This is a genomic window from Streptomyces sp. NPDC048297, assembly GCF_043201585.1.
Classification (GTDB): Bacteria; Actinomycetota; Actinomycetes; order Streptomycetales; family Streptomycetaceae; genus Streptomyces.
On the sequence record NZ_JBICZA010000010.1, the window covers coordinates 11,232 to 33,165 of the forward strand.

Genomic DNA, 21,934 nt, shown 5'->3' on the forward strand with positions numbered 1-21,934 from the left:
CACCCCCACGCCCTGGACCCACCACCCGAACTCGCGACCCGAATCCGCAACCCGAATCCGCAACCCGAACTCGCCACCCGAGCCCGCCGCTCGGACCTGCAATCCGAACACACCACCTGAACCCGCCGCTCGGACCCACAATCCGAACACACCACCTGAACCCGCCGCTCGGACCCGCAACCCGAGCACACCACCCGAACCCGCCGCTCGGACCCGCAACCCGAGCACACCACCCGAACCCACCACCCGAATCCGCCACCTGAACCCACATCCCGGACCCGCCACCCGAACTCGCAACCCGAGCCCGCCGCTCGGACCAACGCACCGAGCCCACCACCCGAATCCGCAACCCGAGCCCGCCACTTGAACGCCCCCGAGCAGCCCCGACGGAGAAGGAACCCATGTCTCTGTGGCCCGTGTACACCGGCACGAAGGAGCCGCACGACGGCATCACCGAGCTGCCCGCGCCCCCGCCCTGGCGGGCCTTCGACGGCGGCCCCGTGCTGGACACGCCCGCCGAGGACGCCGACACCGCGGCCTCCTCCCCCGACCGTGTCCACCGCGCGGCGACCTACCGGGCCACCGAGCAGACCGTCCAGCTCGTCAACGCGGCCCTCTACCTGCGCCGGCCCCTCCTCGTCACGGGCCCGCCCGGCACCGGCAAGTCCTCGCTGGCCTACGCGGTGGCCCGGGAACTGAAGCTCGGTCCGGTGCTGCGCTGGAACGTCACCAGCCGCAGCACCCTGCACGACGGTCTCTACCATTACGACCCGCTCTCCCGTCTCTACGCGGCCCGCCAGGCCGCCGCCGCTGCCCCCGGCACCCCGGCACCGGAGTCCGGCATCGAGGACCATCTGCGCCTCGGCCCCCTCGGCACCGCCCTCCTGCCCTACGCCCGCCCCCGCGCCCTCCTCGTCGACGAGATCGACAAGGGGGACCTGGACCTGCCCAACGACCTTCTGAACGTCCTGGAGGAGGGCCAGTACGAGATCCCCGAGCTGGTCCGCTCGGCCGGCGCGGACAAGGCACCCGCCGAGGTCATGGTCGACGGCACCCACGAGCGCGTCCCCGTCGGGCACGGCCGGGTCCGCTGCCGTGCCTTCCCGTTCGTCGTCCTGACCAGCAACGGGGAGCGCGAGTTCCCGCCGGCCTTCCTGCGCCGCTGCGTCACCCTGCGCCTGCGCCAGCCCGACGACAGCCGGCTCGCCGACATCGTCCGCGCCCACTTCGACGGCGAGCCGGACGCCTACGCGCAGACCCTGATCAGCCGCTTCCTGGCCCGCGTGGGCGGGGGCGACCTGGCCACCGACCAGCTGCTCAACGCGATCTACCTGGCCCGTTCCTCCGACCTGTCCACGGACTCCCTGGACGCGCTGGCGAAACAGCTCATGCCCCATCTCGGCGAGGCGAAGCGTCCCGATGCCTTCTGAGCGTCCGGGCTCCCCGGACCCGCTCGCCCGCCTCGCCGACGTCTTGGCCGAGGCGGCGGACGGCGTACGCCCGACCGCACGGGAACTGGCGGAACTGCTGTGGCTGGCACGGCAGATGGAGCCGCGGGGCGAGGAACCGCCGCCGTCGCCCGCACAGCCGGAGCCCGCCCCGCCCACACCGGCGCCGGCGCCGGACGAACGACAACAACCGCCCCCGCCGCCAGCCGAGGACCCCCCTCCCTCTCCACCGGGCCCCACCCCGGACGTATCCCCGGAAGCCCCCCGCGTCCCCCTCCACCTCCCCTCCCCCGACCCGTCCGCACCGGCCGTGCACGCCGCCCTCCTCGCACCGGTGCCCCCGATGCTCCGCCACCCGCTGGGCCTGCAACGCGCCCTGCGCCCCCTCAAACGCCGTACCGACGCCCCCTTCGGGCACCGGCTGGACGAGCGGGCGACGGCGGACCGCATCGCCCGCCTCGGCGCCGCGCCCGAGTGGTGGCTGCCGGTGCTGCGCCCCGCCCGGGAACGCTGGCTGCGGCTGAACCTGGTGGAGGACACCGGCCCGACGATGCCCGTCTGGCTTCCGCTGGTCCGCGAACTGCGCACGGCGCTGGCCCAGTCGGGCATCTTCCGCACCGTGACCTCCGTCCGCGCCGACCCCGACGGCACGGTCCACGGGCACGGCGCCCACGCTCCCGCCGACGGCCGCACGGTCACCCTCGTGCTCAGCGACTGCATGGGCCCGCAGTGGCGGCCCGGCGAGGCGGGGCGGCACTGGTACACCACCCTGCGCCGCTGGACCCGGCACATGCCCGTCGCCGTCGTCCAGCCGCTGCCCGAACACCTGTGGCGCGACACGGCGCTGCCCGCCGTACCCGGACTCCTGTCGGCCCCGCATCCGGCCGCGCCGACGGCCGCCCTGACCTTCGCCCCGTACGACGGGCACGAGGGGTACGGCGGGCACAAGGGGTACGACACCTATGACGGCAAACCGGCCGGCCATGTACCGCTGCCCGTGCTGGAGCCTGACCCGAGGTGGCTGGCGAACTGGGCGGCCCTGCTGACCTCGGCCGGCGGCACCCCGTACCCCGGCTCGGCCGCCCCGCTCGGTCTCCCCCCGGACCCGGCCACCCGCACGGACGTGTCCCGGCTGCGCCCCGAGGAACTGGTCCTGCGGTTTCGCGGGACCTCCTCCCCGCAGGCGTTCCGGCTGGCGGGCCATCTGGCCCTGGGCCGGCCCGACCTGCCGGTGATGCGCCTGGTGCAGCGCGCGGTGACGGACGACCCGCGCCCGCAGCACCTGGCCGAGGTGATCCTGAGCGGGCTGCTCACCGCCGTCCCCGGGCGGGCGGGGTCGTACGCGTTCCGTCCCGGCGTACGGGACCTGCTGCTGCGCGGTCTGCCGCGCTCGGCCCGGGGCCGGACGACGGAACTGCTGGCCCGCGTGGGCGGTCTGATCGAGGAACGTGCGGGGGCGGCACCCGGGGAGTTCCACGCCGTGGCACCCGACGGTGCGGGCCCGCCGGCGGCGGCGGACGGCGAGGCGTTCGCTACTGTCCGCCGGGAGACCGCGGGCCTGCTGACCGGGCGGATGTCCGGGTGGCTGTCCGGGCGGACCGCCGCACCGGCCGGGCTGTTCGGCGGCCACCGGCTGGTGCGGCGCCTCTCGCCCGGCGGGTCCGTGTGGCTGGCGGAGCGGGTGGCGGACAAGGAACGGGTCGCGCTGCGGCTGCTGGAGCCCGTCACGGATCCGGCGCGCCAGGAGGCCTTCCTCCAGGACGCGGCACGGCTGCGGGAACTGACCCACCCGAACGTCGTGGCCGTGCACGACGCCGGCTTCGCGGGCGACGTCCCCTACGTCGCCATGGAGTACGTGGACGGCATCGCCCTGAAGGCCCTGGAGTCGCTCAACGGCTACCTGATCCCGCCCCCGTTGGTGGCGTGCGTCGGCATCGGGCTCGCCCGCGCCGTCACCGCCCTGCACGCGGCGGGCGTCACGCACGGCGGGATCGGCATGTCCCGGATCATGCTCCTGCCCAACGGCACGGCCAGACTCATCCCCTTCGCCCCCGGCCGCACCTCGGGTCCGGCCGGGCGGAGCGAGGATCTGCGGGCGCTGTGCGAGGTGATGCTGCGGCTGACGGCAGGGCCCTCCCGGCTGACCCTGCCCGTCCGGCCCGAGGCCCTCGGGCGGATCCCCGAGTCCGTACGGGCCCCGTACGCCGAGGCGTTCACCCTGCTGATGTCGCGCTTGCCCATGGACCAGGCACGGGGCGCGGACCTGCTCACGCACAACGACCTGCTGAACCGGGCCCGGAAGTCGTACCGCCCTCGGCGCTACCACGTCCTCGGCCGACTGCACGTGGAACTCCCGCACAGCACACCGGAGTTCGCACCGCTGGAACAGGCGGCGCTCGCTCTGCTGCTGCTCAGGAACGGCCGCACGGTGACCGACGGCCAGTTCAGGGCCCGCCTGTGGAGACAGGGCGAGGAACCGGAGGACGCCCGGTCCGTCCTGACCCGGGTCGCCACCCGGCTGCGGGACGCCCTGGGGCCCGGCGCGCTGGCGTCCCTCCCCGACGGCTACGCCCTGCACACCAGCGCCGACTACGTGGACCTCGTCCAGTGCGAGGTGCTGGACCGCAGGGCCACCGACCTGGCCGAGCGGGGACACCGTCAGGAGGCGCTGTGGTACCTGCAGGAGGCACTGCGCCTGTGGCCCGACACGGACCCCCACGCGACCGCCCCCGGCGCGAGGGCCCCCAGCGCTGCGGCCGGCCCGGCCGACACCAGCTCCCTGCGGCTCGACCTGCACCGCAAGCGGGCCGAACTGCACCTGGACATGGGCGAGCACGAGCGCGCGGCCACTGACCTCCGGGCCCTCCTGGACGCGTACCCGGACCGCGAGGACTTCCGCCGTCTGCTACTGGTCGCGCTGCAGCACCTGGGACGTGTCGAAGAGGCGCTGGAGGTGTACGAGGAGTACGAGTGGTCGGGCGGTGACGATCCCGCGCTCCAGGCCCTGGGCCATGAGCTGCGGGGCGACTACGCCGACCGCGGTTCCTCCGAGGACCCGGCGGACGAATACGCCATCGCACTGGACGACGACACCGCGTCCGCCCCGGACGAGGATCCCTACCTCACCGAGTCGCCGTCCTTCCTCTACGGCCCCGAGGACCCGGCGGAGGACCGGCCACTGCCGCAGGACGAGGTACCGGAGAGCCTGTTCGCCGGGGACGACGAACAGGACGACGAACGGGACGACGAACGGGACGAGGAACGGGACGAGGAACGGGACGGCGAACAGGACGGCGAGCGGGACGAGGAACGGGACGAGGAACGGGACGGCGAACAGGACGGCGAGCGGGACGAGGAACGGGACGGCGAACCCGGCGAGCCGGCTCCACCGCTGCGGCCCGTCGCCCTCTTCGAGTGCGCGGACAGCCCCCCGAGCCGCGACGACCGGGCGGCCGTGGGCCGGGCGGTCGTACGGCTGCTGGTGACGAGCGGGCTGGATCCGGACCAGTACGAGCTGGTGTGGGAGGACTCCGGTTACGGCGTGTGGCTGCGACCGGAGGTGTCGGAGCTCGCGCTGCTCGCCGTCACCCTTCAGGAGTTCTCCGACCGGGTCGCGGAGACGGGCGGCCTGCGCTGGCGGGCGGCGTTCCTCGGCCTCGGGGGCGGCGAGAACGGCGTCGGCCGTGAGGTCTGGCACCCCGAGGAGGGACTGCTCGACCACATCCTGGAGGTGAGCGGCGCCCAGGGAATCGTCACCGTCTCCCACGCGCTCCGAGAGAAGCTGTTCCGCACCGGATGGCCGGGCCCGGACCTGCAGCCCATGACCCGCCGCACGGCCGAGGACGGGTGGTTCCTGCTCGCGCGTCCCGTCGCCCCCGGCACGGCCCCTCCCGTCCGGGGTCCCTTCCGCCTCCCGGCGCACACTCCGCTGCCCAAGCCCTCCGGCGGCACGAGAGCCGTGGTGTTCGGGAAGTACGGCCCCGGGTTCACCCTCGACCGCCCCCGCGGAGAGACGTCCTACTACGAGGTGGACCTCACCGAACGCCGTCTGGAGCTGGACGAACTCGGGCCACCCGTCAACGGGACGGCAACGTTCGAGAAGAGGGATGCGGCGATCTTCGGGGCGAAGGGGGCGGCGATCTGGCGGATCACCGACCCGGTGGAGGGCGTGCGGGCCACCACGACAGGGCTCGCTGCCGCCGAGTCCATCGAACGGCACCTCGGTCGCTGCCTGCGTGAAGTCTCCCGCGACTATCCCTCCCGCGATCTGGCCCGGTCGCGGACCGCGTTCGAGGCAGATCTGCGCGCTCTGTCGTTGCCCGGGACCGAGGTCCGCTGGACCGTCACCCTCGAACTGGCCCGCCCGTCGCGCGGGTCCCTCATGGTCTCCTCCGGTCTGGTCGACGCCTTGCGGGAGGCGGATGCCGTCCTCTTCGGCTTCGACGGCGTCCTGACCCGGCTCGGCCTGGACGCCGCCGGTCCCGGTGACGCGCCGGACCCGTCCGAGGAAGACCGCCTGACGCACCTGGAGGAGGCCGCCGTCCGTGACGCGGGCCCCCTCCCCCACTCCGGCCTGCTGCTGCGTGTCCTGGCCGACAAGGGCGTTCCGCTGGCCGTGGTGACCAACTGCTCCGACCGGGCCGTCCTCACCTACCTCGACGCGCACGGGCTCCGGGACTGTCTGCCCGGGGGTGTCCACGGGCGCGGCGGCAGCGGTGCGCCGATGCCCGCCCCGGACCGTCTGCTCCAGGCCGCCCGGCGGCTCGGCGTCCCCGCGCACAAGTGTCTCCTGATCTGCGCGACCCGCCCCGAGCGGGCCGCGGCGGCGTCGGCCGGCATCAGGTACCTGCACCTCCAAGGCATCGAGAAGCTGAACCCGCTCAACACCTACGTCGTCGTCTCCGGTGGCCTCCCCTCCCTCCTGCACGCCGCACGATCCCTCTGAGCAGGGGACACGCCCGATTTCCGGCAGCGACACGCCGGAGACCCCCCATTCAGCGGCACCCCGCCCGGCCCCCTCCAGAAGGCACCGGACCCCGCATCCCGCGCAGGATGCCAGTGGGACCGCCGATCCGGCGGCCGTTCAAGGACCGCCTGCTCGGGAGAATCGCCGTGACCGTCAGTCTGGAGCAGTTGCGCCGCTGCCACTTCGCCGTCGACCTGGGTGCGGCCCGCACCAGGGTGTATGTGAAGGGCGCCGGTCTCGTCGTCGACCAGCCCTCGGCCGCGGCCGTGAACACCCGTACCGGCGCACTGATCGCGGTCGGTGAACTCGCCGAGAAGATGACGGGCCGGACGCCGAGCTACATCAGGGTCGTACGGCCCGTGTCCGGCGGCACGGTCGTCGACATCGAGATGGCGCAGCGCATGCTGAGGCACCTGATCGGCGACAAGATGCGCCGCGCCCTGCGCCGCAAGGCCCGGCTGCGCGCGGCCGCCTGCACCCCGCACGACGCCGATCCGCTGGCCCAGCGCGCGACGATCGAGACGCTGGTCGGGCTCGGTGCCCGGCGCGTGGAGCTGGTGGACACGCTGATCGCCGCCGCGGTGGGCTGCGGGCTGCCCGTGGAGCAGCCCGAGGCCACCATGATCATGGTGTGCGGGGCCGCGGCCACGCAGGTCGCCGTGCTCTCCCTCGGGTCCATCGTGACCGCCGAGCGGATCCCGGTCGGCGGTGAGGCCGTGGACAACGCGATCGTGCAGCACCTGCGGCACGCGCACGAACTGATGCTGCCCCTTCAGTCCGTACGGCCGTTGCAGATCGCTCTGTCCGACACCGGGCTCACCTCGCAGGGGCCGTCGTCCACCGAGATCCACGGGCGGGACGTGGCCACCGGCCTCGCGCGCAGCGTACGGGTGGACACCGCCGCCGTGCGCGACGCCATCCAGACCCCGCTGACCGCCGTCCTCGACGCCATCGGCAAGGTGCTGCGCGTCTGCCCGCCCGACCTGGTGGCCGACCTCGCCGACCGCGGGATCACGATGGTGGGCGGCTCCGCGCTGCTGCCGGGCTTCGACCAGATGCTGCGGCGGGCCACCGGGATGCCGGTGCACATCGCCGAGCGCCCCGACATCTGCGCCGCGCAGGGTCTCGGCGCGATGATGGAGGGCAGGATCGAACCCCTGGTCCTGAACCCGCTGGCCGCCTGACCCGCCCGCGGGCACGCTCTCCCGGTCAGTACGGCAGGATGCGCCCCGAAGGGGTCCTGCGGTCGATCTCCTGCCCGCGCGGGGCCGCGGGCCGACGACTGACACGCACTCGGATCCGACGGTCCATGACGCCCTCCTCCTGCCGGCACCGTCCGGCGGTGGACGCCGGTAGGAGGACCGTGCCCCGGACACAGCGTGTCCAAGCCAGATCCGGACCAACTCTTCCCCTTCGGCCACCCGTTGGAGACGGGACGACCACACGGCGTTCCTCCCGGCCCGCGGCCGTGGTCACATGGGGCAGCAGCCGCTCCGGTGTGGGGCGTTCACGCGGGGCGGTGCCCTGGATCTGGTCCAGATCCAGGGCACCCCCGCCGTCAACTGGCGGCATCGAGGACCTCGGACAGGGCGTTGCCCAGCCGCTCCACCTCGGGATGCCCGGCCAGGAACGGCCCCAGCGCCGCCTTGTCCAGCGGGCCGCCGGGCTCGTCCGGCGCGGCCAGCGCGATGATCTCCAGGAGGTCCTCGGGGGTGCGGGCCGGGAAGAGGAGCTGGCTGAGCATCACCAGGTTGGTGGTACGGCCATTGGGCAGGTAGAAGCGCGTGGCCATGCCGACGGTGGCACCGAAGGGGGCGTCCGGCTTGCCGCCGCCCTTGGAGAACCGCACCGAGACGGGGATCAGGCCGCCCTGGAGATGAACGGCACGGGTGTAGAGGCGGGCGGCGGGCAGGGCGCGGAACGCACCGCGGTAGATCCGGCCGTCCGCGTGCAGGGCACGGTAACCGGGATGGAAACCGAACGCTTCATGGGCTCCGTCGACCAGCGCTTCCGCATGGTCGTACTGACTGATCTGCGCCATGGGCACCTTCCGATGTCGCGGGGAACCCGCTCATCGTGGGCCAGGACATCCGCCGTCGGACATGCGTCAGATGACTGCGGCCCGCGACGTGCGCGCGGGCTCGGCAGGGTCGGATGACCGAGGAGGACGGAGGACTGAGGACGGAGGACTGAGGACGGAGGACAGCGAACGGAGGACAGCGAACGGCAGACGGAGGCGGCAGGCGGCAGGCAGCAGGCAGCAGGCAGCAGGCAGCAGGCAGCAGGCAGCAGGCGGAGGCGACGACGCCTCAGCTCTCGTGCGAACGCTCCCGGTACTCGTGCGGCCGCTCCCGGTACTCGCGCGGGCTCACGCCGTACGCCTCCTTGAAGGACCGGCCGAACCGGGCGGCGTCGGTGAACCCCCAGCGGTGGGCCACGGCGGCGATGGCGTCGCGGCCGGCCTCGGCGCCGGCCAGTTCCTGGCGGGCCCCTTCGAGGCGCTGTCTGCGGATCCACTCGCCGGGGCTGACGCCCTCCTGGGCGAGTACGGCGTAGAGGTGGCGCAGGGAGATGTGGTGGGCCCTCGCCACCGCGCTCGGTGTGAGGTCGCGGTCGGTCAGATGCTGCCGCAGGTACTCCAGGATGCGCGGGCCGAGGGTCTCCTCGCGGGCCGCGCGGGCCGCCACCTCCAGGTCACAGGCGTCGGCGATCACCGCGCGGACCATCTCCAGAGTGGTCACGGCCAGGTGCTCGGCCGCCGGTCCGGTGTGCAGGTCGGGGGTGGCCGCCAGCCGGGAGAGAAAGGAGGCGCCGAGCTCGACGGCCGAGTCGCCGCCGCCGAGAGCGCGCGCGGTGACCTCGCGCAGGACGGCGTCCGGCAGGCGCAGTTCGGCCACCGGTATCCGGAAGAAGTGCGCGTCCACCCCGCGGTCGAAGAGCAGGGTGTACGGGCGCCGGGTGTCGCAGAAGCTCAGCATGCCGGGCCGGAGGGTGGCCGCCCGGCCGTCCTGGACGACGGTGCTGCTACCGGCGTTCTGGAGGCCGAGGAAGAGGCAGGGTTCCCAGTCGTCCGCGGCCGGCCGGGCCGACCGCTCGACGATCGCCGGGTTGGCCAGGGCGGTGGTCAGCTGGACGCGTCCGATGCTGGTGATCGACACCTCGCAGTGCACGTCCGCGGGCCGCTCGGGCAGCGTGATGTGCACCGGTGCGACGCGGTCCCGGATCGTTTGCCGAATCGCCTCGGCCCGGTCGTCGACGGTGTACCTCGAAGTACTCCAGAGCATCTTCATGCGTGCCGACGAGCGTAATCGGCCGAGATGACGGGCGAGGGGGCGTGTGCACGGGTGGGCAACAGGTGTGCACAGATGGCGGTCCCGTGTACACGGTTGAGAAGCAGATGTGCACAGTACGCAGACGACCGTGCATATAACGGCGGCTCCGGTGGCGTGCCGGAAGCCTATTCTCTAGGCGGGCCGCGCCTGCCGTGGCCGGCGTCGACCGTTCGAGCAGCTCGGAGGAACCGATCATGACGGCCGTGACCTTCGACGTGCGGGACCTGGCCCCGGTGGACCGGGCCGAGGCGCTCCGCGCCGCCGTCGGACCCTCGGTCCTGTGGGTCGACGTCGACCACCACGCCGCCGACCGCACCATCGCCGCGCGGGGCACGATCCGCCGGGTCGGAAGGCTCACCCAGTTCTCCGTCCGGACCACTCCGATGACGATCCGGCGCACCCCGCGGCATACGCGGGACGGCTCCGAGACGCGGCTGATCCTGGCCGTGCAGCGGTCGGGCACCGCCACGGTCGTACAGAACGACCGGCAGGCGGTCGTACACGCCGGCGACATGGTCCTGGTGGACAGCTCGCAGCCCTTCACCGCCGTCAACAAGGACGGAACCCACCACCACTACTTCTGTGTTCCGCGGGCCCGTCTCGCCCTGCCCGACCGGATGCTCGGGGAGATCACCGCGACCCGGCTCGGTCCGGACAACCCCGTGGCCGCCCTGGCGGCGACCCATATGTCGCGGCTGGCCCGCTCCCGCGCGCTGGCGGAGAGTCCCGGCGCGCACGCGGTGGACCGGGCGGCCGTCGAACTGGTCCGCGCGATGATCGCCACCCAGCTGGGCGCGGCGGACCGGGCCCGCGAACCGCTGGAGAACACGCTGGCGCTGCGGATCATGGAGCACGTACGGCGCCGTATCGACGATCCCGCTCTGAGCGCGGCGGGGATCGCCGGGGAGTTCGGCATCTCCGTCCGTCATCTCTACGGCGTTCTCGCCCGCGCGGGCATCGAACTGGGCGAGTGGATCCGCACCCGCCGGCTGGAGGCGTGCCGCGCCGACCTGTCCGATCCGCGCGGGAGCCGGCTGACGATCGCTTCGGTGGCCCGCGGTCACGGCTTCACCGACGTCAGTCATTTCGGGCGCCTGTTCAAGGATGCCTACGGCATGCCGCCGGGCGAATGGCGTGCGCGCAGCCTCCCGGCCGACGGCCCCCGGGACTGACCGGCCGGGCAGGCTGAAGGAGCCACCATGTCCCACGAACCACCCCCGGCCGACACACAGCCCTCCCCGGCCGGCACAGAGCCGTCCCCGGTCAGCTCGGGGTCCTCCCCCACCGGCACAGGACCGTCCCCGCTCGGCACAGGGTCTTCCCCTGCCGGCACAGGGTCCTCCCCGGCAGGCACACAGCCGTCCTCGACCGGGACAGGACCGTCCCCGGCCGGCACAGGGCCTTCCCCGACCGGCACCCGGCATCCCCCGGCGGACGAACCGTCCCAGACCGGCACACAGCCGTCCTCGACCGACGAACCGTCCCCGACCAGCGCACAGCCCTCTCCGGCCGGCACCCAACCGCCCCCGGCAGGCACACAGCCGTCCCCGGCCAGCACAGGGCCGTCCTCGACCGGCACGCGGCACCCCCCGGCGGACGAACCGTCCCAGACCGGCACACAGTCGTCCTCGACTGACGAACCGTCCCCAGCCAGCACACAACCCTCCCCGACCGGCGTACAGCCGTCCTCGCCCGGCACAGGGCCGTCCCCAGCCAGCACAGAACCGTCCCCGGCCGACACCCGGCATCCCCCGGCGGACGAACCGTCCCAGACCGGCACCCAACCGCCCCCGGCTAGCACGCAACCCTCCCCGACCGGCACCCAACCGCCCCCAGCCGGCACGCAACCCTCCCCGACCGGCACCCAACCGCCCCCAGCCAGCACACAACCCTCCCCGACCGGCACCCAACCGCCCCCAGCCGGCACGCAACCCTCCCCAGCCGGCACGCAACCCTCCCCGGCCGGCACCCGACCCCCGCCCCCCACCGTCACCCAACCGCCCCCGGCCGGTACCCGGTTCCTCGGTCGCGTCGCTGAGCTGGTCGCGGTGCGGGACGTCATCGGGCGGGCGGGGCGTGGGGACGGCGGGGTGCTGGTGGTCCGTGGGGAGGCCGGGGTCGGCAAGACGTCGCTGCTGCGCAACGCGGTGGTCGCGGCCGACGCCGCCCGGGTGAGCCACATCGCGGCGATCGAGTCCGAGTCGGACCTGCAGTACGCGGGACTGCACCTGCTGCTGTCGCCGTTCATGGACGGTCTGCCCGCCCTGCCCGAGCCGCAGCGCCGGGCGCTCGGCACGGCGTTCGGCCTGGAGTCCGGTCCCGCGCCGCAGCGCTTCCTGGTCGGTCTCGCCACGCTGGGCCTGCTGGCGGAGGCGGCCGGCGGACGGACCGTCGTGTGCGTCGTGGACGACGCCCAGTGGCTGGACCGGGAGTCCGCGGACACCCTCGCCTTCGCCGCCCGGCGCGTCGGCTCCGGCCGGATCGCCCTGCTGTTCGGCACCGGCACCCGGACGACCGCGGCCCGGTCCTCGCCGGTCTGCCCGAACTGCGCCTGGAGGGGCTCCCGGAGGACCTGGCGAGGGACCTGCTCGACGGGGCGCGCATCGACGACCGGGTCGCCGGGCGGCTGGTCGCCGGCACCCGTGGCAATCCGCTGGCCCTGCTGGAACTGCGCGCGGAGCTGACCGCCGAGCAGTTGTCGGGCACGGCCCCGCTCCCGGACCCGCTGCCGGTGGGGCGCCGTCTCGAAGAGGTCTTCCGGCACCGGGTGGCGGCGGTCCCGGCCGACACCCGGACCCTGCTGCTGGTGGCCGCCGCCGAGACCTCCGGGAACACCCATCTGGTGTGGCGGGCCGCAAGCAGGCTGGGTGCCGGGCGGCCGTCCTCGCCGAGGAGCGGGGGTTCCTGGTGCTCGGGCAGGGGGTCGGTTTCCGGCATCCGCTGCTGCGCTCGGCGGTGTACCACGGGGCGCCGGCCGAGGAGCGCCGACGGGTCCACGAGGCGCTGGCCGCCGAGGAGTACGACCGGGACCGCCGGGTGTGGCACCGGGCACTGGCGGCGGTCCACCCCGACGAGGACATCGCCCTCGGGAACGAACCCGGCGTCCGCCGGGTTCGTTCCCGACCACTTCGACCGTGATGCCCACTTACTCGCCGTGGGCACCACGGTGTTCCTGAACCCCTGCTCGACCAGAGGTTTTGGGACGTGTCGGTCCCAGCAGCGACCTTGTCCCAGGACGGTGCCGACGGCATTGTCCTGGGCGGAGGCAGCCATCGTCACCACCGCGATCACTAGTACTACAGGGCTAACACGCCAATGGCCAGGCCGCTCTTGCGGCCTGGCACCTTCTCACCGCGCACCGTCCGGTCGTCTTCGCGTGCACCCCGGCAGACGCGTGCACGTTCTGGGTGTCAAGCACCACCAGGCTGGGATCAGCCGACCGACCCTTCTTCCGATATATCACCCTCCCCGCGACACGACACATTCAGACCGGCTCCTACGCGGTTCGCATGCCGCAGGGCCTCTCGCGGAAAGTTTCGTGCGAAAGCTGTTCTGCGAGAGGGCGCGAGAATGAAGATCAGGGACAATCCAGACATGGCCCGCTGGGGTCCAGCAGCCCCGCGGAACTACTCATTTGTGAAAGTCGTTGGGTGCGGGTCCGTCGACGACTGTCTTGAGGGTTTCCAGGGCGTTGATCAGATGGGGGAAGCCGACGTAGGGCAGGGTCTGGAGGAAGGCTTCGGCGACTTCGTCGGATGACAGGCCGATGTGGAGGGCGGAATCGATGTTGGCCCGGGTGGCGGTTGGCGGAGCGCCCAGGGCAGCCAGGGCGGCGAGCCGTATCAAAGCGCGTTCGCGCAGGGGGAGGCCGGGCCGCGCCCAGATGTCGGCGAAGGCGAATCCGACGAGCAGGTTCTCGAAATCCGGGGCGACGCTGCGCAGATTGTCCACCATGGAGTCACCCACATCGGGCGAGATGCTGTGCATCATGGCTCGTCCGCGCTCCAGACGGGATCCCGCGTTCTTGTTCATGGTTCCTTACCTCCGTGGTCGTAGTCTGTTAGCGGGGAAGGCGGCGGTGCTGGGGTCGAAGCTCCTATACGTCGAAGGGTCTGTTGGAACGGGTGAGCGGGGTGGACCACATGGACGGTTGCCGCGAGGAACGGAGCAGACCCAGCCCCGTAGGCACCGGTGCCTACGATCCCGACGGCCAGGACCGCGCCATGCGAGCTAAGCCAGTCCAGTAGCCGCTGGTGGTCTCCCCCTCCGTGTGGTGGCGAACGCTTCGGTGGCCACGCACCGACCGATGCCGTCGGCGACCGCGGCCTGGTGGAGATCGGCGGGGGTGTCGATCCCGCCGATGACCGCTATCTCGGCTGTCGCCATGCTGGTGTGTACTGCCCTTCCAACTTGTACGTAGCGAAGGGCACGCGCCACGCGGCATCGCCCGGCCGGCCGGCGATTCGCCCCAGGGACAGCCGAGACGTCAGTCGGGCGGGGAGTCAGACCTCCGGACGATGCCATGGTCAATCCTCACTGTCAGGCTGTGGTGCTGTAGTCCGGGGCCGGGTTCCACACCAGTCCGGCGGCGCGCATCCTCTCCAGGGCTTCGGTGAGCACCGGTTGGGGTGGGCCGAGATAGAGGCGGACATAGCCCTGGGAGTCGTTCGCCGGCCGGCCGGGAGTGGACATGTGGGCTTCGCCGAGGAGGACGCCACTGCGGTACAGGCAGTGGAGCCGGAAGTCCTCTTGCGAGCCGCGGGCCGTGCCCTGGTACCAGGGAGGGATACGCAGCAGCAGGTAGGAGGCGCACTCGCCGGGGAAGAAGGCCGTCCTCGGGTAGCCGAGGCTTCCGGTGAGGAGGCGGGTGACCTCCGCGCGTTTCGCGGCGTATTCGGAGCGCTGCTGGGCGAGATAGCGCTCGCTGGTGGGTGACTGGAGCCACCGGGCCATTGCCGCTTGGAGAGGGACCGCGGATACGTAGGTGTACTGGGGCAGTAGACGGGTGAGGAGCTGTGTGAGCGTGTGGGGCGCGGCGGTCAGTGCACCGATGCCCCAGCCGTTGCAGTGGAACTGTTTCCCCAGGGACCGTACCGCCAGCCAGCGGGGGTGGCGTGCGGGCGGTAGGGCGCTGAGCTCTTCGAGCAGGATGCGCAGGGTGTTGGTGGGAGCGATGTCCGGGTTGTGCACGGCGTAGTAGGCGTCATCGATGAGCAGGTCGGCACCGGTGTCGATAGCGGCGCGGATCATGAAGTGCACGGTGTCCGGGTCCCAGTTGGCGCCGGTGGGGTTGTGCTGGGCGTTGACAATCAGCAGCAGAGGGCCGTCTGTGTCGCGCCGCGCCTGGCGCAGGAGCTGGGCCACTTCTTGGGGGTCGGGCTGATAGCCGGTCAGCGGGTCGAGGGGGAAGCAGCGCATCTCGTAACCGAGTGCGGTGTAGACACCCGGGTAGTCCCAGCCTGGCGTGGAGCACAAGGCGATAGGTCTGCCGCCAGCGGGCGTCGGGGTGTTTTCGCGTAGCCATCGCCCGAAGTGGAACATGGCGTTGCGGGTGCTGTTCTGGGAGACGGCCACCTCGTAGTCGGTGCCGGGTACAGCGACGGCGTCCAGGCCGTGGTCACGGGCGATGTAGGTGCGCAGCAGGCGGTGGAGGTCGGGCAGGCCGTAGGGGCTGAGGACGTAGCCGTGGCAGTGCGCCGGCAGGTCTGCCGCGAGGGCGTCACGCAGGCCTGGGGCGGCCTGGCTCCAGGTCTCACCCAGGCTGAGGTAGATCACGTCGGCCGGGTCGTGTCCGGTGGCCTGGTACTCGTGGAGAAGAGCGGCGTCGTCGTAGGGGGTCGGGTAGCCGTGGTCGGCGACGATGTCGGCGAGATCGTGGATGGCAGGACTTCCTTCCTGTTCCAGGGCGGGATGCCGTCAGTGCGTGCCGCGGTGGTGGCCTTCTTGACGCCATACCTGCTCGCAGGCGCGGGCTGCGGTGAGCAGGGCGCGGTCACCGCCCGGGGGGAACTGCAGATCGATGCCGAAGGGAAGTCCCTGTGCGTCCCTGGCAGCGGGAAGGCTGATCGCCGGCCAACCCAGGATGCTGGAGGCATCGGCGTTGCGGACCAGGAAGGGGAAGGCGAGTTCGGGGCGGCCGTCGACGTCCAGGTGCTCGCCGGGCAGCAGCCTAGGGGCCGTCACTGGGGCACTGGGGACGATGAGCCCGTCCGCGTGCCGTGCGGCGAGGAAACCGCGCAGCACGCGGTCCAGACGCGCACGGTGGGTGAGCGCATCCTGATATTGCTCGTCTGGCACACCGTGTTCTGTAAGGGGACGCAGCAGGTCGGCGACGTCGGCGCCGACCACCTGGGCGGCGATGTCGCAAAACCGCATCGGCTGTCCGTGTCCGTGAAGATAGCGATCGATACCGCGAGGGGTTTCGTACAAGGCGATCGGCATCCCGCACGCGGTCACCGTCTCCTGGACGCCCTCGGGAAGGTCGTCCTCGGTGATCTCGACGCCGGCGTTCTCCAGGGTGGCCAGGCAGGCGTCGAATATGGCCAGCAGCGGGGCACTCATGCCCTCGCGGAACGGCCGCCGCGGGGCAGCCAGCCTGAGCCCGCGTAGGCCGCCGTCGACGACGGTGGCCGGGAGCGCAGGCTGACCGCGCAGGACGGTGTCCAGCACAACGGCGTCATCTACGGAACGTGTCAGTACACCCACGGTGTCCCGGGTCCAGGAGACCGGTACCACGCCCTCCGCCTGGTAGGCGCCGGTGGTCGGCCGGAATCCCACCAGCCCGCACAGAGCCGCTGGTACCCGCACCGAACAGCCCGTCTCGGTGCCCAGCGCCGCCGATACGATCCCGGCGGCCACCGCAGCCGCCGAGCCCCCGCTGCTGCCGCCGACGATCCGCTCCGGGCGCAATGGGTGGCGTACCCGCCCGAAGAGCGCGTTGTTAGTCGTCACACCGTAGGCAAGTTCGTGCATATTGGCCTTGCCCAGCACCACGGCGCCGGCTTCGCGCAGGGCCCGCACCGCTGCGGCGTCGGTGCGGGGGCGGTGCGCCTTAAGGGCCGGGGTCCCTGCCGTTGTGGCGAACCCGGACGTGTCGATGTTGTCCTTGACCGCCAGGACCACCCCGTGCAGCGGCAGTTCCCGTTCCCCGGCGAGGTAATCGGCCTGCTCCGCTTCCCGGAGTGCCGCTGCGACATCTACCTGGGTGAAGGCACGCAGCGAGCGGGACCGGACGTGCACGTCGGCACAGGCGCGCACCTGGTCGACCGCCGACATACGGCCTGTCGCGGCTGCCGCAACCGTCTGTCTGAGAGAGAGCCGGTCGGCATTCATGCGGGATCCGCCCCTCCAATGTGGGCCGGGCATGCCCGGCGTGTCGACCATGCCCGGCTACCGGGATCCGGAACCGGGAGCAGGCGCGATCGCAGCCAGGCTGAGCCCGCAGTCCCACCCGTGCCCGGCGCGTCCCCGAGCATCCGCTCCGCCAGGGCGATATGGGCCACCTGCCAGCGACGCATCGCCTGCCTCAAGGCGGCCAGCCCCTCCGTGACGCCCGCGGGGGGTGGTCCACCCGGTCCCTCCAACATGCCGCCACTGTCCCGCCCAGGCTCCGAGGAGCCGGTCGGCTCGCCCCTGCCGAGCATGGCGAATATTCGTGCGAACTGTTCGGACTGGCCGCCGGTGGCTGTGCCCAGTTGCGCCCTGAAAGCGTGAAAGTGTTCGCGCGGCAAGTGCTCCAGTACCTCGATATGCCGCTGGAGAAGGCCTGCGATGCCAACGGCGCGAGTCAGCCGCGACTCCACCTCGGCCCAGTCGCACGGGTTTCGCTCACCGGCGCGGGCGACTGCGATCAGATCGCCGACGACTTGCCCGAGCAGCAGCTCTGCGGATTGATGCACCACGATGAAGAAGTGTTCGGAGTCCCGGACCGCCTCCCCCTGGCCGCAGCTGCGGGGCTGCTGCAAGCTCAGCAGCTTGGGGAGCATGAGATACGTCGCGTACTCGCTTCCTGGCACTTTGTCCCTCGCTTCCCTGAACGCTCCGAACTAAACCAGGCCCGGCAGGGCGCATTGGAGTAGGTAGGAGCACGACATCACTCGAAGTGTGCCCATCAAATTCGGACAGTGAACATCGCACTCATCACGGCTCCCCGGCCGACGGGCTGCCGCCGTCCCTGGATCCCGTCGACCGGCTCAGGCGGCGTGGCCGAAGTCGCCGGCGGCCAAGTCCGGGTCTCCCCCGTTGTGTTCTTCGCGGTTCCGCGACGGGACTGCTGGCCTCCGGGCCCGGCATGGCTGTTCCCCCTGTCGAGCGGATGACCTGGGGGTGGTGTCACCGTGCCCAAGAGGCGCCGTTGGAGATGCTGACGAGAGGTCCGACTACCGCCTGGCCCGACGCGATGCCCGACCGCTTACGGGCGGCAGGTCTGCACAACGTGGATGCCGCGCATACGCCGCCAACTCGCTGGCCAGCCCAGCACGTACCCGATTCGGCAGGGTGGGTTGTACGACTTCGACGACGTGGGCGCCTTCCTTGGCCTGAACATCGCCATGAGCGCCCATCGCAGACACGGGCTCACCCCGGCCAGGAAGAAGGTCTTCGATAAACAACTGCCCAGCAGCGAGCCGAAGCTGCGGGCCGTCCTCGACAAGCCGGCCGCGAAGTTCGGCACCGTGCTGGTGATCGTGGACCAGCCCACCTCGATCGAACCCCTCCCCCTGACCGTCGCCCGGGACGTCGGCTGCAAGGTCGCCCGGCGCTCCCGGGAGGGCGGCACCTTCGTGCAGTGGTGCTACGGCACCGTCCTGCTCGGCCACGAGGCCTTCTTCGCCGGCCGCTTCGCGGAGGCCGAGGCGATGGCCCGGGAGGGTCTGGCGATGGCGGAGGAACTCGGGCACACTCTCTCGCAGTTCCGGCTGGCCTCCCAGCTCGCCACGGTGGCGGCCGTACGGGGCGACGCCGACACGGTCGGCACGCTCACCCGGGACATCCTCGCCTGGAGCGAACCGCGCCGCCTCGGCCTGCTCCAGGTGTCCGCCCGGCAGGCCCGCGCGCTGCTCGCCCTGGGGCAGGGGGACTACGAGGCGGCGTACCGCGACTGCGCGCTGGTCAGCCCGCCCGGCAGCCTGCCCCAGCTGAACCCGCGCGCCATCTGGTCGGTGTACGACCTGGTGGAGGCGGCCGTGTACACGGGCCGGATCGCCGAGGCACGCGTCCACACGGCGATGGCGCGGCGCGCGCGGCTGGACGAACTCTCGCCCCGGCTGGAGCTGCTGACCCACGCGGCGGCTGCCCTCGCCGGTCCGGTGGAGGCGGCCGAGGCCGGGTTCCGGCGCGCGCTGGCGGTCACCGGCGCCCACTCCCCGTTCGACCGGGCCCGGGTCCAGCTCGCCTTCGGCCGCTGGCTGCGCACGCACGGGCGGAGCGCCGAAACCGCCCGCGAGCACCTGACGACCGCGCGGCGCGCCCTGGACGCGCTGGGCGCCCGCCCCTGGGCGGACGCCGCCGGCGCGGAACTCGACGCCCTCGCGCGGCCGGCGGAGCCGGAACCGGCCGAGGAGAAGGGACTGCTGACCCGGCAGGAACTGGAGATCGCCGAACTGGCGGCCACGGGACTCAGCAACAAGGAGATAGGCGCCCGGCTGTACATCTCGCCGCGGACGGTCAGCACCCACCTGTACAAGATCTTCCCCAAGCTGGGGATCCGCTCCCGCGCGGCGCTGCGCGACGCCCTGCGGTCCCAGCCGCAGTGAGCACCCGGCGGCTGACACGCGTTGACGCACCGTTGACGCACCGTTGACGCACCGAATACGTCGGCCGCCCCGTCATCTGACGATCCCGCCCCGCGGCCGGCGCCTCCTAGCCTGCCGCCATGTCCGCACATGATGAACAGCAGATCAAGGCCGCCAACGAATCCGGCCTGACCCCCGTGGTCTTCGTCCACGGGCTGTGGCTGCTGCCCAGCAGCTGGGACCGCTGGGTGGAGTACTTCGACCAGGCGGGGTACGCCGCCGTCTCCCTCTCCTGGCCGGACGACCCGCAGACCGTGGAGGAGGCCAACAGCAACCCCGAGGTGTTCGCCGGCAAGACCGTCGGCAAGGTCGCCGACCACCTGGAGAACCTGATCGGCCGCCTCGACCGCAAGCCGGTCGTCATCGGTCACTCCTTCGGCGGCCTGCTCACCCAGATCCTCGCCGGCCGCGGTCTGTCGGCGGCGTCCGTGGCGATCGACCCGGCCCCCTTCCGCGGGGTGCTGCCCCTGCCGGTCTCCGCGCTGCGCTCGTCCGCGCCGGTGCTGAGCAACCCGGCCAACCGGCACCGCGCGGTCCCGCTCACCTTCGAGCAGTTCCGCTACGCCTTCGCCAACGCGGTCAGCGAGGAGGAGGCCAAGTACCTGTTCGGGACGTTCGCCGTCCCGGCCCCCGGCGCCCCGGTCTTCCAGGCCGCGACCGCCAACGTCAACCCGTGGACGGAGGCCAGGGTCGACACCGAGAACCCCGGCCGCGGCCCGCTCCTGATCATTTCCGGCGAGAAGGACCACACCGTCCCGTGGGCCATCGCCAACGCGTCCTACAAGCAGCAGCTGCACAACCCCGGCGTCACCGAGATCACCGAGATCCCCGACCGGGGCCACGCCCTCACCATCGACAGCGGCTGGCAGGAAGTCGCCGACACGGCCCTGACGTTCGTCCGCCGCTTCGCCTGAGCACACCGACGGGCCGCCGCCCCCCACACACGGGGTGTCGGCGGCATCCGGAGTCGCATCTGCGACATGTCCCAACCACGACAGGACGCGCGCCGTACCGACGACACGGTGACCCCGGAACGGAGCGGGCGTGCCGGCGCAACTCGCCGGGGCAGGAAGGCGATTGGTATCATCCCGGGCGGCGGCCGGGGCGGTGCCTCGCCCGGACGCCCGAAGCCGCCGAGGCGAGCGAAGGGACACGTGTGGCAGCCCAGGTCCCGGCCGACGACGCGGCGGGCGCGCGGACGAACCCCCCACGCAGCAAGCGTGGTGAGCGGACCCGGAACGCGCTGGTCGCCGGTGCTCGTGAAGTGTTCGAACGCGACGGCTACCTGGACGCGCGGATCACCGACATCTCCCAGGCCGCAGGGGTCGCCTCCGGGTCCTTCTACACCTACTTCACCAACAAGGAAGAGATCTTCGCGGCGGTCGTCGCACAGGTGCAGGAGGAAATGCTCCACCCGCACCTGCGCGAACGCACCGGCATCACCGACGCCCGGGAACTCATCGACGCCTCCAACCGCGAGTACCTGCGCTCCTACAAGCGAAACGCCCGCCTGATGGCGCTCTTCGAGCAGGTCGCGCAGGTCGACGAGCGGTTCCGCGACCTGCGTATCCAGCGCGGCAACGCGTTCGCACAGCGCAACGCCAGGCTGATCCGGCAGTTGCAGGACAGCGGCCAGGCCGACCCCGGGCTCGACCCGCTGGTGACGGCGCACGCGCTGTCGATGATGGTGAGCCGGATGGCCTACTTCGTGTTCGTGCTGGAGCAGCGCATCGGCTTCGAGCGCCTGGTGACCAGCCTCAACCGGATCTGGATCAACAGTCTCCAGCTGAACGAGCCCGGCGACCGCCCCGGCGCCTGACGTTCCTGCGCGTCCCGGTCCGGTTCACCGACTGCCGAGGGCTGCCCGTTCGATGCTGGCGGCGAACAAGGGGGTCTCCCGGCGGTTGTGGTCTTCGCCGGCGGGCCGGCTGAGTTTGACCGCGTCTTCGAATGCCACGCCGTGCTCCTCAAGGGCGGCGAGGTAGTTGTCGGCGGGGTGGGCGGTGACGCTGTTGGTGAACCGGCAGCGATCGGCGTCGACGGCGGTGACGCTGAGGTCCCAGATGACCTGGGCGTTGTAGCGGCCGTAGGGGGTGAACAGGTCGGACAAGGAGACCAACCGGCAGTGATGGGGTTCGGTGATCTCTCCGACGTAGTGCTGGACCATCAGGGTGGGGCCGACCTGTTCGACGTTGATGGACATCGGGCGGCCGTCGTCGGTGATCGTGGATCCGCAGGCGATGTGGTCCGGCGGAGCGCACCGCTGGTACTCGGCTTCCGGAAGGCCGAACAGCCACTTGGCGATGTCGACCGTGTTCAGGGGGGCGTTGATCGTGGCGGTGAACGTGGACTGGGTCACGGCCAGGTCGGTACGGATGTCGGACATGGCAGTCTCCG

General features: G+C 72.0%; 16 protein-coding genes and 1 pseudogene. 10 read left to right on the forward strand and 7 right to left on the reverse strand.

Annotated elements, in window-relative coordinates; all coding sequences use genetic code 11:
- Window positions 1-401: 401 nt before the first annotated feature.
- The 3 genes from ACGFYV_RS13130 to ACGFYV_RS13140 all read left to right on the forward strand — a co-directional run bounded on the left by ACGFYV_RS13130 (window position 402) and on the right by ACGFYV_RS13140 (window position 7,598).
- Window positions 402-1,430 (forward strand): AAA family ATPase, encoded by a 1,029-nt coding sequence (locus ACGFYV_RS13130; protein WP_393878451.1) that lies wholly within the window; start codon window positions 402-404, stop codon window positions 1,428-1,430.
- Window positions 1,420-6,393, forward strand: coding sequence for an SAV_2336 N-terminal domain-related protein (locus ACGFYV_RS13135; protein WP_393878452.1), 4,974 nt, complete (start codon window positions 1,420-1,422; stop codon window positions 6,391-6,393). Before ACGFYV_RS13130 ends, ACGFYV_RS13135 begins: the two co-directional genes overlap by 11 nt.
- Window positions 6,394-6,560: 167 nt before the next feature.
- Window positions 6,561-7,598, forward strand: coding sequence for a rod shape-determining protein (locus ACGFYV_RS13140; protein ID WP_393878453.1), 1,038 nt, complete (start codon window positions 6,561-6,563; stop codon window positions 7,596-7,598).
- Window positions 7,599-7,972: 374 nt separating this feature from the next.
- Here ACGFYV_RS13140 and ACGFYV_RS13145 read toward each other — a convergent pair whose 3' ends face one another.
- Together ACGFYV_RS13145 and ACGFYV_RS13150 are read right to left on the reverse strand one after the other, a co-directional pair.
- The gene (locus ACGFYV_RS13145; RefSeq protein ID WP_393878454.1) at window positions 7,973-8,455 is read right to left on the reverse strand and encodes a hypothetical protein; all 483 of its coding nucleotides are present in this window, start codon (window positions 8,453-8,455) and stop codon (window positions 7,973-7,975) included.
- Between the two features lie 268 nt (window positions 8,456-8,723).
- On the reverse strand, window positions 8,724-9,704 hold the full coding sequence (locus ACGFYV_RS13150) for a helix-turn-helix domain-containing protein (protein WP_393878455.1): 981 nt from the start codon (window positions 9,702-9,704) through the stop codon (window positions 8,724-8,726).
- A 236-nt stretch (window positions 9,705-9,940) separates the two neighbouring features.
- On the opposite strand from ACGFYV_RS13150, the gene ACGFYV_RS13155 reads away from it, so the two are divergent.
- The 3 genes from ACGFYV_RS13155 (at window position 9,941) to ACGFYV_RS13165 (ending at window position 12,884) form a co-directional block, all read left to right on the forward strand.
- Window positions 9,941-10,918: a helix-turn-helix domain-containing protein gene (locus ACGFYV_RS13155; RefSeq protein WP_393878456.1), complete on the forward strand. Its 978-nt coding sequence runs from the start codon at window positions 9,941-9,943 to the stop codon at window positions 10,916-10,918.
- 27 nt (window positions 10,919-10,945) lie between these two features.
- Window positions 10,946-12,430: an AAA family ATPase gene (locus ACGFYV_RS13160; RefSeq protein ID WP_393878457.1), complete on the forward strand. Its 1,485-nt coding sequence runs from the start codon at window positions 10,946-10,948 to the stop codon at window positions 12,428-12,430.
- A gap of 160 nt (window positions 12,431-12,590) precedes the next feature.
- Entirely contained in the window at window positions 12,591-12,884 is a 294-nt protein-coding gene (locus tag ACGFYV_RS13165; RefSeq protein WP_393878458.1) for a hypothetical protein, read from the forward strand.
- A gap of 492 nt (window positions 12,885-13,376) precedes the next feature.
- Here ACGFYV_RS13165 and ACGFYV_RS13170 read toward each other — a convergent pair whose 3' ends face one another.
- The 4 genes from ACGFYV_RS13170 to ACGFYV_RS13185 all read right to left on the reverse strand — a co-directional run bounded on the left by ACGFYV_RS13170 (window position 13,377) and on the right by ACGFYV_RS13185 (window position 17,731).
- Entirely contained in the window at window positions 13,377-13,778 is a 402-nt protein-coding gene (locus ACGFYV_RS13170; RefSeq protein ID WP_393878459.1) for a carboxymuconolactone decarboxylase family protein, read from the reverse strand.
- Between the two features lie 507 nt (window positions 13,779-14,285).
- Window positions 14,286-15,521 (reverse strand): pyridoxal phosphate-dependent aminotransferase, encoded by a 1,236-nt coding sequence (locus ACGFYV_RS13175; RefSeq protein ID WP_393878460.1) that lies wholly within the window; start codon window positions 15,519-15,521, stop codon window positions 14,286-14,288.
- Between the two features lie 141 nt (window positions 15,522-15,662).
- A complete protein-coding gene (locus ACGFYV_RS13180; protein ID WP_393878461.1) occupies window positions 15,663-17,129 on the reverse strand; it encodes an amidase family protein in 1,467 nt (488 codons plus the stop codon).
- Window positions 17,075-17,731, reverse strand: a complete 657-nt coding sequence (locus ACGFYV_RS13185; RefSeq protein ID WP_393878462.1) for a tryptophan 2,3-dioxygenase family protein — start codon at window positions 17,729-17,731, stop codon at window positions 17,075-17,077. The genes ACGFYV_RS13180 and ACGFYV_RS13185 overlap by 55 nt, the downstream gene beginning before the upstream one ends.
- 516 nt (window positions 17,732-18,247) lie before the next feature.
- On the opposite strand from ACGFYV_RS13185, the pseudogene ACGFYV_RS13190 reads away from it, so the two are divergent.
- From ACGFYV_RS13190 to ACGFYV_RS13205, 4 genes and pseudogenes are all read left to right on the forward strand, one after another.
- Window positions 18,248-18,499, forward strand: a pseudogene (locus ACGFYV_RS13190) (transposase); the annotation flags it as partial.
- Window positions 18,500-18,970: 471 nt separating this feature from the next.
- On the forward strand, window positions 18,971-19,498 hold the full coding sequence (locus ACGFYV_RS13195) for a response regulator transcription factor (RefSeq protein ID WP_393878630.1): 528 nt from the start codon (window positions 18,971-18,973) through the stop codon (window positions 19,496-19,498).
- A 119-nt stretch (window positions 19,499-19,617) separates the two neighbouring features.
- Window positions 19,618-20,451 carry an alpha/beta hydrolase gene (locus ACGFYV_RS13200; RefSeq protein ID WP_393878463.1) on the forward strand — a complete coding sequence of 278 codons (834 nt, stop codon included), beginning with the start codon at window positions 19,618-19,620 and terminating at the stop codon, window positions 20,449-20,451.
- Between the two features lie 242 nt (window positions 20,452-20,693).
- Window positions 20,694-21,356 carry a TetR/AcrR family transcriptional regulator gene (locus ACGFYV_RS13205; protein ID WP_393878464.1) on the forward strand — a complete coding sequence of 221 codons (663 nt, stop codon included), beginning with the start codon at window positions 20,694-20,696 and terminating at the stop codon, window positions 21,354-21,356.
- A gap of 24 nt (window positions 21,357-21,380) precedes the next feature.
- Here ACGFYV_RS13205 and ACGFYV_RS13210 read toward each other — a convergent pair whose 3' ends face one another.
- Entirely contained in the window at window positions 21,381-21,923 is a 543-nt protein-coding gene (locus ACGFYV_RS13210; RefSeq protein WP_393878465.1) for a hypothetical protein, read from the reverse strand.
- Window positions 21,924-21,934 lie beyond the last annotated feature (11 nt).

Excerpts from the sequence above, each read along its gene's own strand:
- ACGFYV_RS13155 (WP_393878456.1), top strand. The coding sequence starts at position 9,941 with ATGACGGCCGTGACCTTCGACGTGCGGGACCTGGCCCCGGTGGACCGG.
- ACGFYV_RS13170 (WP_393878459.1), bottom strand. The coding sequence starts at position 13,778 with ATGAACAAGAACGCGGGATCCCGTCTGGAGCGCGGACGAGCCATGATG.
- ACGFYV_RS13180 (WP_393878461.1), bottom strand. The coding sequence starts at position 17,129 with ATGGTCGACACGCCGGGCATGCCCGGCCCACATTGGAGGGGCGGATCC.
- ACGFYV_RS13130 (WP_393878451.1), top strand. The coding sequence starts at position 402 with ATGTCTCTGTGGCCCGTGTACACCGGCACGAAGGAGCCGCACGACGGC.
- ACGFYV_RS13195 (WP_393878630.1), top strand. The coding sequence starts at position 18,971 with ATGGCGCGGCGCGCGCGGCTGGACGAACTCTCGCCCCGGCTGGAGCTG.
- ACGFYV_RS13150 (WP_393878455.1), bottom strand. The coding sequence starts at position 9,704 with ATGAAGATGCTCTGGAGTACTTCGAGGTACACCGTCGACGACCGGGCC.
- ACGFYV_RS13160 (WP_393878457.1), top strand. The coding sequence starts at position 10,946 with ATGTCCCACGAACCACCCCCGGCCGACACACAGCCCTCCCCGGCCGGC.
- ACGFYV_RS13200 (WP_393878463.1), top strand. The coding sequence starts at position 19,618 with ATGTCCGCACATGATGAACAGCAGATCAAGGCCGCCAACGAATCCGGC.
- ACGFYV_RS13135 (WP_393878452.1), top strand. The coding sequence starts at position 1,420 with ATGCCTTCTGAGCGTCCGGGCTCCCCGGACCCGCTCGCCCGCCTCGCC.
- ACGFYV_RS13210 (WP_393878465.1), bottom strand. The coding sequence starts at position 21,923 with ATGTCCGACATCCGTACCGACCTGGCCGTGACCCAGTCCACGTTCACC.
- ACGFYV_RS13145 (WP_393878454.1), bottom strand. The coding sequence starts at position 8,455 with ATGGCGCAGATCAGTCAGTACGACCATGCGGAAGCGCTGGTCGACGGA.
- ACGFYV_RS13185 (WP_393878462.1), bottom strand. The coding sequence starts at position 17,731 with ATGCTCCCCAAGCTGCTGAGCTTGCAGCAGCCCCGCAGCTGCGGCCAG.